Origin of the sequence: Paraburkholderia lacunae, from assembly GCF_003353175.1 — a bacterium.
GTDB classification, from domain to species: Bacteria; Pseudomonadota; Gammaproteobacteria; order Burkholderiales; family Burkholderiaceae; genus Paraburkholderia; species Paraburkholderia lacunae.
On the sequence record NZ_QHKS01000008.1, the window covers coordinates 257,182 to 273,003 of the forward strand.

Sequence of the window (15,822 nt, forward strand, 5' to 3'; positions counted from 1 at the left end):
AAATAGGGATTTTCGAGTCTAGCACCCGCTGATTCCGGGCTACAACTACGAATTCCTGGCCGTCTGGCATCGGCTCCGAGGCGCAGCTACGCTCAGCTCAGCAGCTCGTATTTGCCGCCGCGTTCCAGCGCACGCTGATAAGCCGGCCGCGCGTGAATGCGCTTCAGAAATTCGATCACAGCCGGAAGCTGGCCGTCCATGCCGCCGCGCGCGGTAGCGGCTTCGAGAGGAAAGCTCATCTGGATGTCGGCGGCCGTGAAGTCGTGACCGACGAACCAGCCGGTCGTGCTCAATGCATTGTTGACATAGCCAAGGTGCAGCTTCAACTGCGGGTCGATAAAACTCGATTGCAGCGTCGCCGCAATCTTGCGGGCGATCGGCTTGGCGAAGAACGGCATCGGCGCGCCGGCAATGCGCAACGCGATCAGCTTCAGCAGCAGCGGCGGCATCGCCGAGCCCTCGGCATAGTGCATCCAGTAGGTGTAGCGCAGCCTTTCTGGCGTGCCCGCCGCCGGCGCGAAGCGGTCTTGACCGTACTTGTCGATCAGATACTCGATGATCGCGCCCGATTCGGCGAGGGTCTGGCCGTCGTCGGTGATTACGGGCGATTTGCCAAGCGGATGCACCGCGCGCAACTCCGGCGGCGCGAGCATCGTCTTCGGGTCGCGCTGATAGCGCTTGATCTCGTACGGAACGCCGAGTTCTTCGAGCAGCCACAACACGCGTTGCGAGCGGGAGTTGTTCAGATGATGGACGGTCAGCATGGGTCGAGGGAGGTTGGCTGGTGGAGTGTCACATCATAGGGGTGTTGTGCAGCGGCGTGACTCCTGCAAAGAGAGAGGCGCTACATCATCGTACGCAACGCAAAGCGTTTGAGCTTGCCGGTTTCGGTGCGCGGCAACGCGCCGATAAAAGTGATGACGCGCGGATATTTATAAGGCGCCACGTTATTTTTCACGAAATCCTGCAGCTGCGCGACCAGTTCGTCGTTCGGCGTGTAGCCGGGGTTCAGCACCACGAACGCCTTGACGATCTGCCCGCGTGTTTCGTCAGGGACGCCGACCACGCCGCATTCGGCCACGGCTTCATGCTGCATTAACACGCTTTCCACCTCCGGCCCGGAGATGTTGTATCCGGCGGAAACGATCATGTCGTCGGCGCGCGCCTGGTAGAACACGTAGCCGTCTTCGTCCAGGTAAACGGAATCGCCGGGCAGATTCCAGCCGTCGCGGACGAACTTGGCTTGCCGCTCGTCGGCCAGATAGCGGCAGCCGGTCGGCCCGCGCACCGCGAGTTTGCCGATCGTGCCGGGCGGGACCGGTTGCATCGCGTCGTCCACCGCTTGTACGAGGTAGCCCGGCACCGCGCGGCCGATTGCATGCGGACGAATCTCGTCGCCCTGCGACGAAATGAAAATATGGATCAGCTCGGTGCCGCCGATTCCGTCGATCATGTCGATGCCGGTTGCGTCGTGCCAGAGAAGCCGCGTCGAATCCGGCAACGCCTCTCCCGCCGACACCGTCTTTTGCAGGCTCGAGACGTCGTGATGCGCGACGAGCGGCGCCATCTGCCGGTAGAACGTCGGCGCGGTGAACATGATGGTTGCGTGAAAGCGCTCGACGGTCTGCAGCAAGGTCTCGGGCGTGAGCCGCTCGATCAGCACCGTCGATGCGCCGGCGCGCAGCGGAAAGCACAGCAGCCCGCCGAGTCCGAAGGTGAAGGCGAGCGGGGGCGTGCCGCAAAAGATGTCCTTTGAAGACGGTTTCAACACATGACGCGGAAACAGATCGCACATCGCCAGGACGTCGCGATGAAAGTGCATGCAGCCTTTCGGCGCGCCGGTGGTGCCGCTGGTGAAGGCGATCAGGCAGACGTCGTCGGCGGCGGTGTCGCACGCTGTGAACTGGTCAGGCTTGTTGACCGCGAGCGTGTCGAGCGAGCCGGCGGAGTCGTCGTGGAACAGGCGTGTCTGTTTGAGGCCCGCGCAATAGAACTCGTCCTGAGGGTCGGTGCAGCGCGCGAGTTCTTCCGTTAGACGCGCGTCGCATAGGGCGGCGCCGACTTGCGCCTTGTCGATGATCTGCTTCAGTTCTTTCGCGCGCAGCAACGGCATGGTCGGCACTACGACGAGGCCGGCCTTCAGCGCGGCGAGCGCGGTCACCGCCATGTGCAACGTGTTCGGCCCGCGCAGCAGCACGCGGTTGCCCGGTTGCAAACCCATCTCGTCGACCAGCACATGCGCGCTGCGATTCACCAGTGCGAGCAATTCGCCGTAAGTGGTGGCGCGAGGCTGGCCGTCCACCTCGGACCAGATTGCCGGATGATCGCGATGACCGGCTTCGATGGTCCGCTCCAGCAGTTCCGTCGCGCAGTTGAGGCGCGCCGGGTACGCAACGTCCGGATTGTCGAGCAGGAATACGGGCCATCGATCCTGCGGCGGAAGATTGTCGCGCGCGAAGGTGTCGACGTGTGCTGACGGTTCCATCATGGTCTCCCGGGTGTTGAGCCGGCTGGCTGCGCTTCGGTTGGCTTAGGCGGCGGCCGGTATGTGCTTAGTGGGGAATCACTGCGGTAGCTTCGATTTCGACCTTGGCTTCATCTTCGATCAACGCGACGACCTGCACCGCGCTCATCGCGATGTCGTAGTCGCCGATCAGCTCGCGAAACGCGCGGCCGATATCTCTTAGCGACGCCAGATACTCGCGTTTGTCGGTGACGTACCACGTGAGGCGCACCAGATCGCGCGGCTCGCCACCCGCTTCACGCAGTACCGCCACGACGTTTTTGAGCGCTTGAATGGCCTGGGCGGCGAAGTCGGTCGTCTGAAAGCGCGCCTGTTCGTCCCAGCCGATCTGGCCGGCGATGAACACTTGCGTGCCGCTTGCCGCGACGCCGTTCGCATAGCCGCGGGGCTTGACCCAGCCGGCGGGGAGAAGAGCTTTTTTCATGAGCGTTGCGCCTCGATGGGTTCGGGCTGTGGGGCGAACTTCGCGAGCGCGCTCGCGATGTCGGCGGGAATGTCGATCGATGTGCCGTGTTCCAGCGAAGTCGTCACGAGCACCTGTTTCGCGCGGAAGCGGATTTCGTCGGCGCAATAGCCGACGATGTCGATGCCGATGGAGCGGCGTCCGATAGCAGCGACGGCGAGTGAAAGCGTGATCGTTTCGCCCATCTGGCTCGGCCGCGAAAACTCGCAATCGAGCTTGACGATCGGCAGGCCGACGCGGCGATGCGCGATCAAGTTTGCGTAGTCGATATGCAAACCTTCGTTGAACCAGTCTTCGACCAGGGCGTTGGTCATCACCAGATATTGCGGAAAGAACACGATGCCCGCCGGGTCGCAGTGCGAGAAGCGGATGCGAACGGGTCTTTCAAATCGCGCGCTCATTTCGTGTCGTCCTTGTTGTTCTCTGCGGCAGCGGCAGCGTGCGCCTTGAGCAGGTCGCGGCCGACAATCAATTGCTGCACCTCGGTCGCGCCTTCATAGATCCGCAATGCCCGAATCTCGCGATACAGCATCTCGACGGCGGTGCCGCTCTGCACGCCCATGCCGCCGAACAGTTGCACGGCGGCGTCGATCACCTGCTGCGCGCCTTCGCTTGCGTGCCATTTCGCCATCGCGGCTTCACGCGTGACGTTCTCGCCCTGGTCGCGCAACCAAGCCGCGCGATAGACCAGCAAGGCGCTGCTGTCGATTGTCAACGCCATCTGCGCAAGCTTCGCCTGCGTCAGCTGAAAATCGCCGAGCGTCTGACCGAACATCTTGCGCGAAGACGCACGAGCGAGACCTTCGGCCATCGCATGACGCGCGAAACCCAAAGACGCCGCCGCCACCGACGTGCGGAAAATATCGAGCGTACGCATCGCGAGTTTGAAACCTTCGCCGGGCGCGCCAAGCATCTGGCTGCGCGGCACGCGTGCGCCGGCAAAGTGCAGACGGGCGAGCGGATGCGGCGCGATCACATCGATGCGTTCGGCGATCTCCAGCCCCGGCGTGTCGGCGTCGACGATGAACGCGGTGATGCCGCGAGCGCCCGGCGCTTCGCCGGTTCTGGCGAACACCACATAGAAATCGGCGATGCCGCCGTTCGAGATCCACGTCTTGTCGCCGTCGAGCACGTAGGCGTCGCCGTCTTCGCGTGCGGACAGCGCCATCGCGGCGACGTCCGACCCCGCTTCCGGCTCCGACAAAGCGAACGCGGCAATCGCCGTGCCGTTCGCCACGCGCGGCAAGTAGCGCGTCTTTTGCTCATGCGTGCCGCCGAGCGAGATCGCCCCTGAACCGAGCCCTTGCATCGCCAGAGCGAAATCCGCGAGACCGGAATGCTTCGCCAGCGTTTCGCGCAGCAGGCAAACGGCGCGGGTGTCGATGGTGTCGCCGTGCCCGCCATAAGCCGTGCCGCCGACGCCGTATTTCAGCCAGCCCGCCGCGCCGAGTTCACGGACGAGGCGGCGGCAGGCGGCATCGACGTCGTGGTGTTCGACGTGCGTGAGATGCGTGCGGGACCATGATTCGATACCCGCGGCCAGTTCGCGATGACGCGGCTCAAAAAACGGCCACGCCAGCGCGCTGTGCAGATCTACGTTGGCGCTCAACTCAATCTCCTTCGAACACCGGACGCGACTTCGCGGCGAAGGCGCGGTATGCACGCTCGAAATCGCGCGTGCTCATGCAGATTGCCTGTGCTTGCGCTTCGGATTCGATCGCTTCGTCGATGCTCATGCTCCATTCCTGATGCAGCATCTTCTTGGTGATGCCATGTGCGAAAGTCGGACCGGCAACCAGGTCCGAAGCGAGCTTCTGTGCTCCTTCAACGAGCGCCGCCGGTTCGCACAGGCGGTTATAAAAGCCCCAGGCATAGCCTTCGTCGCCGCTGGCCGAGCGGCCGGTGAACAGCAATTCGGCGGCGCGTCCCTGGCCGATGATGCGCGGCAGGATCGCGCACGCGCCCATGTCGCAACCCGCGAGGCCCACGCGCGAGAACAGAAAAGCGAGCTTGCTGCGCGCGGTGCCGAGTCGCATATCGGACGCCATGGCGAGAATCGCGCCTGCGCCGGCACAGACGCCGTCGACCGCGGCAATCACAGGCTGCGGACAATGCCGCATCGCCTTGACGAGATCGCCGGTCATGCGTGTGAAGAGCAGCAGTTCCGGCATCGGCAGAGCGATCAGCGGCGCGATGATGTCGTGCACGTCGCCGCCTGAGCAGAAATTTTCGCCCGCGCCGTGAATCACCACGGCTTTTACGTCGGTCGCATAGGCCAGTTGCCGGAACAGGTCGCGCAACTCCGCATACGATTCGAAGGTGAGCGGATTCTTGCGCTCGGGCCGGTTCAGCGTGATCGTCGCGACCTTATCAGCAACCGACCAGCCGAAGTGCTGCGCCTCGTAGCCGGCGAGCGTCAGGCGATTGCCGGCCAGCAGCGCGTCGGCGTTGGATCGTGCCATGGATGTCTCCTGTGTCGACCGGAGTTCGCGCTTTAGCTGTCGACCGGAGTTCGCGTGTCGACCAGAGTTGACGCTTTAGCGTCTCACTCTGGTCCCATGGCGCGTTACTCCGGTCCCATGCAGAGCACTTACTCTGGTCCCATGAAAAATAGTTGCTCGGTTCGGTGCGGCTCAGTCTTTCAGACTGTCCAGCAGATGCTTCTTAAGCTTGCCAAGGCGTTGATGAGTGCGCGATTTTTCATCGAGGCTCAGACCGCCGAACAATTCGACGACCCATTGCTCGTGCGCCACCGCCATCTTGTCGAACGCCTTGCGGCCGGCGGGCGTCAGGCAGACGCTGATCGAACGGCGATCGTTCGGATCGGTATCCCGCGAAACGAGCCCTTCTTTTTCGAGCTGATCGGTAATGCCGGTGACGTTGCCGCCCGTCACCATCAAACGGCGCGACAATTCGGTCATCTTCAAACCTTCCGGATGACGTTCGAGTTGTGCCATCAGGTCGAAACGCGGCAACGTGGTGTCGAATTCGCTGCGCAGACGCTTGCGCAGTTCGGCTTGCACGAGGTTGGTCGTGGTCAGCATACGCAGCCACAAACGCAAACCCATGTGACTATCGGCGCCCGTGCTCATTTCCAGATCCACGACGTTCTCCGCAGGTTTGGCAATGCCCTTGCGCGGCGGCTTAGTCTCAGCCGCAGCGAGTTTTTTGATGTTCGATGTCTTGGTCACGTTACTTCTCCACCGGAGATGGAAATGGATTGGCCCGTGATCGCGTCCGAGCCGGGTTGGCAGAGCCAGAGCACGGCGTTGGCCACCTGTTCGGGACTGACGAAGCGGCGCTGCGGATTCGAACGCAGCAATGTTTCGCGTGCCTGCTGTTCGGTGCGCGAGGTCTTGCTGGTGATCTGTTCGAGCGACGCGTGCAGCAGTTCGGTTTCCGTGTAGCCCGGACACACCGCGTTGACCGTGACGCCCTTGGTCGCGACTTCCAGTGCGAGCGAACGCGTCAGGCCGATCACGCCGTGTTTCGCGGCGCAGTAGGCGGCGACGTACGCGTAGCCGATCTGTCCCGCCGTGCTCGCGACATTGACGATGCGCCCGTGCCCGCGTTCGAGCATGCCCGGCAACGCAGCGCGCGTGCCGAGGAATACGCCGGTGAGGTTGACGTCGAGCATGCGCTGCCAGAGCGCCATGTCGGTGTGCGTAAACGGAGCAGCCTGCGCCTGGCCTGCGTTGTTGACGAGGATGTCGATTGCTCCGGCTTGAGCGAACGCCTTTTCGACCGAGTCTTCGCGGGTGACATCCACGCTGATGCACGCGACCTCACCCAGTGCTGCGAGTTTTTCCCGCTGCGTATCGAGACGTTGCGCGTTGCGGCCCATCAAGGTGACGCGCGCGCCGCCTCGCAGCAGCGCTTCGGCTACGGCCGCACCGATGCCGCTGCCGCCGCCGGTGACGACTGCGTGCTGTCCTGCCAGCGTCGAGGTGTTCGTATTCACGTGGTTCCTTCCGCGCGCTGCGCGCGTTCTTGTGGCGACAGGCCCGCGTTGGCGGCAGCCTGCGCACGTTCACGTTCGAGATTGCGTTCGAGTTGCGACTTTGCCGCCATATAAGGCTTGGGCCACGTCACGTCGAGATAGCCAATTTTTGCGGCTTCGTTCAATGTCCAAGACGGATTCGCCAGATGCGGACGCGCGATCGCGCAGAGATCGGCCCGGCCCGCCGCGATGATGCTGTTCACGTGATCGGCTTCGGAGATCGCACCGACCGCGATCGTCGCGATGCCGGCTTCGTTGCGCACGCGGTCCGCGAAGGGCGTCTGAAACATGCGGCCGAACACAGGTTTTTCATCCTTGCTGACCTGGCCCGACGACACGTCGATCATGTCTGCGCCCGCTGCCTTGAACGCGCGTGCGATTTCAACCGCGTCGTCAGGCGTCGTGCCGCCGTCGACCCAATCGTGCGCGGATATGCGCACCGAGATGGGCTTGTCTTGCGGCCAGACCGCGCGTATCGATTCGAAGACCCGCAGCGGGTAGCGCAGACGGTTTTCCAGCGAACCGCCGTATTCGTCGGTGCGATGGTTGGTCAACGGCGACAGGAAGCTCGACAGAAAGTAGCCGTGTGCGCAGTGCAGTTCGAGCCAATCGAAACCGGCTTCGTTGGCCATTTGCGTGGCGCGGACGAATTGCGCTTCGATCTCGCGCAGATCGTCTCGAGTCGCTTCGCGCGAGTGTTGGCTGACGCCGCACAGATATTGCTGTGGCGATGCGGAGATGAGCGGCCAGTTGCCTTCGGCGAGCGGTTGATCGATGCCGTCCCACGCGACGCGGGTCGAACCTTTGGCGCCGGAATGGCCGAGCTGCATGCCGATCTTCGCATCCGACTGACGATGCACGAGATCGACGATGCGCTTCCAGGCGGTGAGGTGTTCCGGCGCATACATGCCCGGACAAGCGGGCGTGATGCGCGCTTCCGGCGACACGCAGGTCATTTCCGTCATCACCAGCGCGGCGCCGCCCATCGCGCGAGCGCCTAGATGCATCAGGTGATAGTCGCCGGCGATGCCGTTTTCAGCGGAGTATTGCGCCATCGGCGAGACGACCACGCGGTTCTTCAATGTGACGCCGCGCAGCTTGAACGGCGTGAACATCGGCGGGACGGAATGCTTTTCCGGTGCGCGTTCTACGCCCGAGCGCCGCGCGAGCCAGTCTTCGAAGCCCGACAGGTAACGCGCGTCGCGCTCGCGCAGATTCTCGTGCGAAATACGCTGCGAGCGGGTGAGCAACGAATACGCAAACTGTTCAGGCTCGAACGACGTATAGCGGTCGACATGCTCGAACCATTCCGTCGAATTGCGCGCGGCGTTCTGAATACGCAGTACGTCGATGCTGCGCACGTCCGTGTAGTGCTTCAGCGCGGCGGGCAAATCGCCGGGGTGGGCGCCGATGCTGTTGGCGAGCTCGATCGAATCTTCAAGCGCGAGCTTGGTGCCGGAGCCGATCGAGAAATGCGCGGTGTGCGCCGCGTCGCCCATCAACACGATCGGCGTTTGAGTGCCATCGGCGTTATTGCGCCAATGCACCCATTCCTCGTTGACGACGCGCGGAAAGCGGATCCATTGCGACGAACCGCGCAGATGCGCTGCGTTCGACAGCAGCGCGTTGCCGTCCAGATACTTCGCGAAGAGTTTTTCGCAAAAGGCGATGCTGTCTTCCTTGCTCATCTCGTCGAGACCGGCGGCGCGCCATACGCGCTCCGGCGTTTCGACGATGAAAGTCGAGGTCTGATCGTCGAAGCGATAGGCATGCGCCTGGAACCAGCCGAATTTGGTTTCTTCGAAGGCGAAGGTGAAGGCGTCGAAGAGTTTTTTGGTGCCGAGCCAGACGAAGCGGCAGTCGCGCACGTCGATGTTCGGTTTATACGTGGCCGCGTGCTTCTGACGGATTGCGCTGTTGGCGCCGTCGCAGGCGACGATCAGGTCGGCCTGGTAGGCCGTGTCGTCTGTCACCTGGGTTTCGAAGACCAGTTTGACGCCGAGTTCCTCGCAGCGTGCTTGCAGGATATTCAGCAGACGTTTGCGGCCGATGCCGCAAAAGCCGTGACCCGACGAGCGAATCTGCTTGCCGCGGAAATGGATCTCGATGTCGTCCCAGTGATTGAAGGCGTCGAGGATCGCGTCGGCGCTTGGCGCGTCCGCGGCGCGCAGGTTGCCGAGGGTTTGGTCGGAGAAGACGACGCCCCAGCCGAACGTGTCATACGGGCGGTTGCGCTCGACTACCGTGACGTCATACGCCGGGTTCCGGCCCTTCATCAACAAGCCGAAGTACAACCCAGCCGGGCCGCCGCCGATACAGACGATGCGCATGCTTGTTCCCCAATGTGGACTCTGCTATTGGGGTAATTTAGGCTTCGATAGTTTAAGTGTCAAGTAAATATTCGTGCGTTGCAGTCGTATGGCTCCCGGCTGTGGTCTGAAAGAATAAAGTCCGTCACGAGATTGCTCGCAATGTGGACTGTGGGGGCGTGCGACGGAGCTGTTTCCGGGACGGGCACGGATCTAGGCCAGGCTGCAGGACAGCCCCGGTGGAGTGAAAGACGCCAGGATTTTGCCAAGTTCGGGTTGGTCCGCTGTGGCGTTGCGTTTTTTTGTACAACAGCTCTGCGCCCAAGCCTGAATTACCGACTTTGATATTCAAGCCGTATATGCCCACCAGCCCTTGTACAACGTCTGTGAGCTACGCAGAAAACCGCCGCATGAAACTTGACGTAGCATCGTTTCGTGCGGCCAGCGCCGGCCGCGCCAGATTTCCGTCTGTTCCGAAAGCTCAGCGCGTCATCGACTTGGATGCCAAAGTACCTGATTGCGCTTTCAACCTTGCTATGGCCGGGCAACAACTGGACTGCCCTGAGGTTCTTCGTGCGTTTGTAGATTAGGGTTCCCGTCCGCCGCCTCAGGTATGCTGAGCGCTTTTGGACAGCTTCCATTCAGGGGGAGAATATGCGGCGCGTCGTATTCAATCAGAAAGGTGGCGTAGGCAAATCGACCATTGTATGTAACCTGGCGGCAATCAGCGCCAGCGAAGGCATGCGCACACTGGTCATCGACCTGGATGCCCAGGCGAATTCAAGCCAATATCTGCTCGGCTCGCAGGCCGGCGAGGTCAATCCCACCGTCGCGGGCTTCTTTGAAACCGCGTTGACGTTCAGCTTCAGGCCTGTGGAAGTCACGTCGTTCATTCATCCGACGCCGTTCGAGAACCTCGACGTCATGCCTGCTCATCCTGATCTGGACACATTGCATGGCAAACTGGAATCACGTTACAAGATCTACAAGTTACGCGACGCGCTGAACGAGCTCGACATGTATGACGCGATTTATATCGACACGCCGCCTGCGTTGAACTTCTACACACGCTCCGCGCTGATCGCGGTCGAGCGTTGCCTGATTCCGTTCGATTGTGATGATTTTTCCCGTCGCGCGCTTTACACGTTGTTGGAAAATGTGAAGGAGATCCAGCAGGATCACAATGTCGCGCTGGAGGTGGAAGGGATTGTCATCAACCAGTTTCAACCTCGCGCGAGCCTGCCCCAGAAACTGGTCGATGAGCTTGTCGGTGAGGGCTTGCCGGTGCTGGCTTCGCGCCTGTCGTCGTCCGTGAAGATCCGCGAATCGCATCAGCAGGCAACACCCCTCATTCATCTCGATCCGGGACACAAACTTTCGCAGGAATATCGGGCCTTGCATCGTGAATTGGCCGAATAGAGGGGAGTCGGCGGACAAGCACCCGCGGCCCATCTTCAGACATTGATCGATGCGCTGGCACGGACGCTTGAACGTCTACCTGGATGCGTAGACGCCGACGTTTGCGTGCCGGCGCCGCTACGATGGCGGTCACTGCTCCGCGCTGGCGCCCGTTAGGGCCCGTACCCGGCTTTCATCGGCGGCGAGCGCACGCGCATCGCCTGAATAGACGATGCCGCCATCGTCCAGCACGTAAGCATAGTCGGCGATCTCGAGACTCACGCGTGCATTCTGTTCGACCAGCAGTACTGAGATCCCCTCATCGCGCATCTGCGACACGACTCGAAACACCTCCCGAACGATCAGTGGGGCGAGGCCCTGCGATGGCTCGTCGAGAATGAGCAGCCGGGGATTGAGCAGGAGAGCGCGGGCAATCGACAGCATCTCCTGCTCGCCGCCGGAGAGCAGGCGCCCGCGGCTGAACTTGCGCTCGGCGAGGCGTGGAAACAGCTCGTAGATCCGCGCGATCGTCCACGGTCCGCCGCGCTCCAGCGGGACCTTCAGATTTTCCTCGACACTGAGATTGGCGAAGATTCTTCGTCCCTCGGGCACGTAGCCGACGCCGCGCGCGGCGATCTGGAAGGTCGGCCAGCGCGTGGTATCCGCCCCGAAGATCGTCACGCGCCCCTGGCGGGCGGGCGTCAAACCCACGAGAGTACGCAAGGTCGTGGTCTTGCCGGCTCCGTTGCGGCCCAGCAATGCCGTGATCCGGCCTTCCTCGACCTCCAGGCTCACGCCATGCAGGATATGGCTCTTGCCGTAGTAGGTATGCAGCCCCTCGGCGGTCAGCGCGGCGGTCATTTGAGCCCCCACGCGCGGCACTTCGTGTCCTCGCTGCCCCCCAAGGGGGCGTGAGCTTGCTTGGAGCGGTCCGGCGCGGCGCTCATGCTGCGTTACCCAGATAGGCGGCCTGGACGGCCTCGTTTGAAGCGATCTGCTCCGGCGAGCCTTCGGCGAGGACGCTGCCCTGGTCGAGCACCGTGATTCGATCGGCCAGATGGAAGACCACGCGCATGTCATGCTCGATCAGCACGATGGTGAAATTGCGGTCGCCATGCAGGCGGCGCACGAGTTGCGTAATCTCATGAGTCTCCTGATCGCCCATGCCGGCGGTGGGCTCGTCGAGCAGCAACAGGCGCGGCCGCAGCGCCAGCGCCATCGCGATTTCGGCAACCCGCTGGTCACCGTGCGGCAGTTCTCCGACCAGCCGGTGCGATTTGCCGGCAAGGCCCGTGAGCTCGAGCGTCTCCTCGACGTGACGACGAACCCGCGCCCGCTCGGTGCTGCCGATCCACGGGCGCAAGCGAAAACCCTCCGTCACTTCCGCACTGATGCACACGTTCTCGAATACCGTCAGTTCGGGAAAAATCTCGGTGATCTGGAACGTGCGGGCGATGCCGGCCGCCACGCGCCGATACGCAGGAAGCGCGGTGATGTCGAGACCGTCGAACACGATGGTTCCCATGCTCGGCGGGAAAAAGCCACTGATGAGATTGAAGAAAGTGGTCTTGCCGGCGCCGTTCGGCCCGATGACAGCGCGCAGCTCGCCCTTCTCGACCGTGAGCGATACGTCGCGCACCGCGGCCAGGCTGCCGAAGCGCTTGCTGACGGACCTGACTTCGAGCACGCTCATGAGTCGCTCCTGCGCTGAATGAAGCCGAGTAGCCCGCGTGGGAAAAACAGCACGATCGCGACGAACAGCATGCCGACGAACGACATCCAATTGACCGTGACGCTCGACAGATAATCCTGCAGCACGACGAATACCGCGGCGCCGAGCAGCGGTCCCCACAAGCTGCGCATGCCGCCCATGACCGCCATCATCACGAAATCGCCCGACTGACTGTAGTGCAGCCCGCGCGGATCGGCAAAGTTGTTCAGGAGAGCGTAGAGCGCGCCGGCGAACCCCATGAAGAAGCAGGACAGCGTGAAGGCGATCCAGATATGCTGGTCGACGGGAATGCCGAGAAAGCGCGCCCGCCGCTCGTTTTCACGGATTGCGATCATGGTGCGACCGAACGGGGAGCGCAGGATGAAACCCATCGCGCCGATCACCAGCGCAAGGCAGAACAGCACGAAGTAGTAGAACGCGTCGGCGTTCGACAGGATGTCGATCCGGGCGACGCCGAGATCGAGCGGCTGGCGCGAAAAGCCGCGCAACCCGTCGTCGCCGCCGGTGACGGAGCTCCATTGGAAGGCGATGTAATAGAAGACCTGCCCGAAGGCGATGGTGACCATCGCGAAGTAGACGCCGCGTCGCCGCGCGATGAGCGCGCCCAGCAGCATCCCGGCAATGCCGCCGAGCAGCGTGCCGCACAGCAGCGCGAGCGGCGTGCTCGGCGCGAGAAACTTCAGCGCGAGGCCGGCGCCATAGGCGCCGAGCCCGAAATACGCCGCGTGCCCGAAGGACAGCACACCGGTGAAGCCGAGCAGGAAGTTCACCGACATGGCTGCCAGTCCGAGCACGAGCACGCGTGTGCCGAGCGCGGTGTAGCCGCCGAGCAGCGGCATCCAGTAGGGCGCCAGCAAGAGCACTGCCCAGAGTGCTGCGATGACGACCAGCCGGGGAGGGTGGAGGTAGTCGCTCATCAAGTCATCATGCCTTCTTCGCCGAGCAGGCCGCGCGGCCGGATCAGCAAAACCACAGCCATCAGCACGTACATGATGGCCTCGCTCGCCGCAGGGAGGAACACCGCGGTGATGCCCGAGGCGACGCCGATCAGCAAGCCGCCGAGCAGCGTACCGGTGAGGCTGCCCACCCCGCCGACGATGATGGCGATGAAGCTCGGCATCAGGAGGCCGGTTCCCATCGTCGGCTCCAGCCCGAGCTGGCCCGCGGCGAGCACGCCGCTCAAACCGGCGAGAAAGATGCCGACCGCGAAGTTGAGCGCGCGCAGCCTGCCCACGTTGATGCCGAGCGCCGCAACGGTCTCGAGGTCGAGCGTGCCGGCCCGGATGCGTATGCCGAGCCGGCTGTAGCGCAACAGCATGAAGAGCAGTGCAACCGCGATAGTGACGGTGCCGACCATGAACAGGCGGTAGCCGGTAATGAAGAAGAGGTCGTTGCTCAAGGGCTGGGCCAACGCGGTCGGAATGGTCACGGGCTTGCCCTGCGCACCCCAGATGAAGCGGGTGCCGTCCTCGATCATGAAGGCGAGGCCGAACGTCAGCAGCAGACTGTAGAGCGGATCGCGCCCGTAGACGCGTCTGATGAGCACACGCTCGACGGCGAGACCGATGACGGCCGTGCAGATCGGCGCGATCAGCAATGCACCCCAGAACCCGACATACGGCGTGATCGTATAGGCAATGTAGCCGCCGATCACGAGAAAGCCGCCATGGGCGAAGTTGATCACGTTGCTCAAGTTGAGAATGAGCGACAGGCCAAGCGCCATCAGTACGTAAAACGCGCCGATGATCAGCCCGTTGGTGACGTTGAAAAGGAGTAGTTGAGTCATCGGCCGCTCATGTCCTGACGCAACCCGTGCACGAGCCGCGTCGGGCAGCTTGGGCCGCTGTGTCGCCACGCCTGCGTGGCAAGTTTATGGCAACGGTTTCCGGCACGCCCGCGCCGACCCCGTCCGCGGGATCAGACCGGCCACTGAAGCTTGCAGCCGGTCGCGGCTTCGGGCGGCGCAGTCTTGTCGCCGGCGACCACGCGCTCGACACGAAACAGATCCTCCGGGTCGCCCGCCGGCTGAGACAGCGCTTCGCCGACGAACGAGGAGGTCATCAGCTGATGGTCTCCCTTGCGGTAGTAGCACTTGTTGGGCTGCAGCTTGACGTCGTCCGCGAGTTCGAACCCGCCGAGCGCCTCGGCGAGCTTCTTCGCATCGAGGCTCTTTTCCTTGTTGGCGACCGCGGCGAGCGTATGAACCGATGTGTAGCCGAACCAGTGGCGTGCAGTGGGGACCTTGCCGCCATTCATCTTGCGGATGTCGGCGACGAACTTCTCGACGCCCGCGACACCCGGTTGCTTCCAGTACCACTCGAACATCCAGATGCCGACACGCGCCTCCGGTGGCATCGCCGCGAGCGATTCGAGTTCCTGCTGAAGCCCGGCAACGTGGATCTGCTTGCCGATGCCGAACTGCGCGATCTGCTTCAGGCAGTTGACCATGTCGGAACCTTGCGGCAGCACCAGCAGAACATCGGGGTTGGCGGCGCGCGCCTTGATCAGGTACGCGGAGAAATCGGTCGTGCCGAGCGGCGTGAGCTCGTTGCCGGTCATCGTGCCGCCGAGCTTTTGCAAATCCGCCAGCGCGGCCTTCTGCAGCGTATGGCCGAAGGCGTAGTCCGGCGTAATGAAATGCCACTTCTTGCCGTACTTGGTGAAGAGGAGGTCCGCGACCGCGTTGGCCTCCATGCTGGTCGTATTGCAGACGCGAAATACGTTCCACTTGCAATCGCTGCCCGTGATCGTGTCGGTGTGGCCGCCCGAGACGATGTGCAACACCTTCTTCTCGTTGGTGACCTGGGCGATTGCCTGGGCGATGCCGGAATTCACGTCGCCGATCAGAAACGTGACCTGGTCGCGATCGATCAGCTTGCGCGCCTTCTGCACGCCGGTGCCGACGTCGTTCGCCGAGTCTTCCACCAGTAGTTCGATGGGGCGCCCGAGAATGCCGCCGTTGGCGTTGACCTGCTGCACGGCGAGCCTGGCGCCCGTCACTTCATTCTGTGCAACTGCAGCATAAACGCCGGTCAACGGATCGACCATGCCGATGCGCAGCGGCGACTCGCCGCGTGCCTTGATGATGAAGGGTGAGGCGAGCTGCAGCACTGCGGCAGCAGCGGCCCCCTTGAGCACCGTGCGACGACCGACGGCGCGGATATGACCCGGAGCTTTCATAGGGGTTCTCCCTGATTTTTCTCATGTAGAACCGGTCAAGCGCTTGAATCCCGAACCGAAGCGTGAGCATCTTCGGTCTATACAATCTTGATCTTGTTAAATGGGATTCACAAGTCATCGTTATCCCGCCGGCCGGCTAACGGCTATCCGTTTTCGCGAGGTGCCAACAACGGGTTGGAGTCGATGTCCCCCTCACTCTCCCCGGAGATGGACACG

At 62.7% G+C, this 15,822-nt stretch carries 15 protein-coding genes and 1 pseudogene; 1 reads left to right on the forward strand and 15 read right to left on the reverse strand.

The window, feature by feature from the left end:
• Positions 1 to 92: 92 nt before the first annotated feature.
• From DLM46_RS14720 to DLM46_RS40290, 10 genes and pseudogenes are all read right to left on the reverse strand, one after another.
• Entirely contained in the window at positions 93 to 764 is a 672-nt protein-coding gene (locus DLM46_RS14720) for a glutathione S-transferase (RefSeq protein ID WP_115101472.1), read from the reverse strand.
• Positions 765 to 844: 80 nt separating this feature from the next.
• On the reverse strand, positions 845 to 2,485 hold the full coding sequence (locus DLM46_RS14725) for an AMP-binding protein (RefSeq protein WP_115101473.1): 1,641 nt from the start codon (positions 2,483 to 2,485) through the stop codon (positions 845 to 847).
• A 67-nt stretch (positions 2,486 to 2,552) separates the two neighbouring features.
• Complete coding sequence (locus DLM46_RS14730) at positions 2,553 to 2,948, reverse strand: RidA family protein (RefSeq protein WP_115101474.1); 396 nt, start codon at positions 2,946 to 2,948, stop codon at positions 2,553 to 2,555.
• Positions 2,945 to 3,388, reverse strand: a complete 444-nt coding sequence (locus DLM46_RS14735) for an acyl-CoA thioesterase (RefSeq protein WP_115101475.1) — start codon at positions 3,386 to 3,388, stop codon at positions 2,945 to 2,947. Before DLM46_RS14735 ends, DLM46_RS14730 begins: the two co-directional genes overlap by 4 nt.
• Positions 3,385 to 4,596 carry an acyl-CoA dehydrogenase family protein gene (locus tag DLM46_RS14740; protein WP_115101476.1) on the reverse strand — a complete coding sequence of 404 codons (1,212 nt, stop codon included), beginning with the start codon at positions 4,594 to 4,596 and terminating at the stop codon, positions 3,385 to 3,387. Before DLM46_RS14740 ends, DLM46_RS14735 begins: the two co-directional genes overlap by 4 nt.
• A 1-nt stretch (position 4,597) precedes the next feature.
• On the reverse strand, positions 4,598 to 5,449 hold the full coding sequence (locus tag DLM46_RS14745; RefSeq protein ID WP_115101477.1) for an enoyl-CoA hydratase family protein: 852 nt from the start codon (positions 5,447 to 5,449) through the stop codon (positions 4,598 to 4,600).
• Positions 5,450 to 5,620: 171 nt separating this feature from the next.
• Complete coding sequence (locus DLM46_RS14750; RefSeq protein WP_115101478.1) at positions 5,621 to 6,178, reverse strand: MarR family winged helix-turn-helix transcriptional regulator; 558 nt, start codon at positions 6,176 to 6,178, stop codon at positions 5,621 to 5,623.
• A complete protein-coding gene (locus DLM46_RS14755; protein WP_115101479.1) occupies positions 6,175 to 6,948 on the reverse strand; it encodes an SDR family NAD(P)-dependent oxidoreductase in 774 nt (257 codons plus the stop codon). Before DLM46_RS14755 ends, DLM46_RS14750 begins: the two co-directional genes overlap by 4 nt.
• Complete coding sequence (locus tag DLM46_RS14760) at positions 6,945 to 9,317, reverse strand: bifunctional salicylyl-CoA 5-hydroxylase/oxidoreductase (RefSeq protein WP_115101480.1); 2,373 nt, start codon at positions 9,315 to 9,317, stop codon at positions 6,945 to 6,947. The genes DLM46_RS14755 and DLM46_RS14760 overlap by 4 nt, the downstream gene beginning before the upstream one ends.
• A gap of 438 nt (positions 9,318 to 9,755) precedes the next feature.
• Positions 9,756 to 9,907: pseudogene (locus tag DLM46_RS40290) on the reverse strand (tyrosine-type recombinase/integrase); the annotation flags it as partial.
• 43 nt (positions 9,908 to 9,950) lie between these two features.
• Here DLM46_RS40290 and DLM46_RS14770 point away from each other — a divergent pair.
• Entirely contained in the window at positions 9,951 to 10,715 is a 765-nt protein-coding gene (locus DLM46_RS14770) for a ParA family protein (protein WP_115101481.1), read from the forward strand.
• A 129-nt stretch (positions 10,716 to 10,844) separates the two neighbouring features.
• Here DLM46_RS14770 and DLM46_RS14775 read toward each other — a convergent pair whose 3' ends face one another.
• From DLM46_RS14775 to DLM46_RS14795, 5 genes are all read right to left on the reverse strand, one after another.
• A complete protein-coding gene (locus DLM46_RS14775) occupies positions 10,845 to 11,555 on the reverse strand; it encodes an ABC transporter ATP-binding protein (RefSeq protein ID WP_115101482.1) in 711 nt (236 codons plus the stop codon).
• A gap of 82 nt (positions 11,556 to 11,637) precedes the next feature.
• Entirely contained in the window at positions 11,638 to 12,387 is a 750-nt protein-coding gene (locus DLM46_RS14780) for an ABC transporter ATP-binding protein (protein ID WP_115101483.1), read from the reverse strand.
• Positions 12,384 to 13,343, reverse strand: a complete 960-nt coding sequence (locus tag DLM46_RS14785) for a branched-chain amino acid ABC transporter permease (protein ID WP_115101484.1) — start codon at positions 13,341 to 13,343, stop codon at positions 12,384 to 12,386. The genes DLM46_RS14780 and DLM46_RS14785 overlap by 4 nt, the downstream gene beginning before the upstream one ends.
• Positions 13,343 to 14,212, reverse strand: a complete 870-nt coding sequence (locus DLM46_RS14790; protein ID WP_115101485.1) for a branched-chain amino acid ABC transporter permease — start codon at positions 14,210 to 14,212, stop codon at positions 13,343 to 13,345. Before DLM46_RS14790 ends, DLM46_RS14785 begins: the two co-directional genes overlap by 1 nt.
• 131 nt (positions 14,213 to 14,343) lie before the next feature.
• Entirely contained in the window at positions 14,344 to 15,606 is a 1,263-nt protein-coding gene (locus DLM46_RS14795) for an ABC transporter substrate-binding protein (protein ID WP_115101486.1), read from the reverse strand.
• Between the last annotated feature and the right edge of the window lie 216 nt (positions 15,607 to 15,822).

Coding starts and splice junctions, on each gene's coding strand:
- DLM46_RS14785 (WP_115101484.1), bottom strand. CDS start 13,343: ATGAGCGACTACCTCCACCCTCCCCGGCTGGTCGTCATCGCAGCACTC.
- DLM46_RS14760 (WP_115101480.1), bottom strand. CDS start 9,317: ATGCGCATCGTCTGTATCGGCGGCGGCCCGGCTGGGTTGTACTTCGGC.
- DLM46_RS14795 (WP_115101486.1), bottom strand. CDS start 15,606: ATGAAAGCTCCGGGTCATATCCGCGCCGTCGGTCGTCGCACGGTGCTC.
- DLM46_RS14720 (WP_115101472.1), bottom strand. CDS start 764: ATGCTGACCGTCCATCATCTGAACAACTCCCGCTCGCAACGCGTGTTG.
- DLM46_RS14790 (WP_115101485.1), bottom strand. CDS start 14,212: ATGACTCAACTACTCCTTTTCAACGTCACCAACGGGCTGATCATCGGC.
- DLM46_RS14780 (WP_115101483.1), bottom strand. CDS start 12,387: ATGAGCGTGCTCGAAGTCAGGTCCGTCAGCAAGCGCTTCGGCAGCCTG.
- DLM46_RS14770 (WP_115101481.1), top strand. CDS start 9,951: ATGCGGCGCGTCGTATTCAATCAGAAAGGTGGCGTAGGCAAATCGACC.
- DLM46_RS14725 (WP_115101473.1), bottom strand. CDS start 2,485: ATGGAACCGTCAGCACACGTCGACACCTTCGCGCGCGACAATCTTCCG.
- DLM46_RS14775 (WP_115101482.1), bottom strand. CDS start 11,555: ATGACCGCCGCGCTGACCGCCGAGGGGCTGCATACCTACTACGGCAAG.
- DLM46_RS14730 (WP_115101474.1), bottom strand. CDS start 2,948: ATGAAAAAAGCTCTTCTCCCCGCCGGCTGGGTCAAGCCCCGCGGCTAT.
- DLM46_RS14735 (WP_115101475.1), bottom strand. CDS start 3,388: ATGAGCGCGCGATTTGAAAGACCCGTTCGCATCCGCTTCTCGCACTGC.
- DLM46_RS14745 (WP_115101477.1), bottom strand. CDS start 5,449: ATGGCACGATCCAACGCCGACGCGCTGCTGGCCGGCAATCGCCTGACG.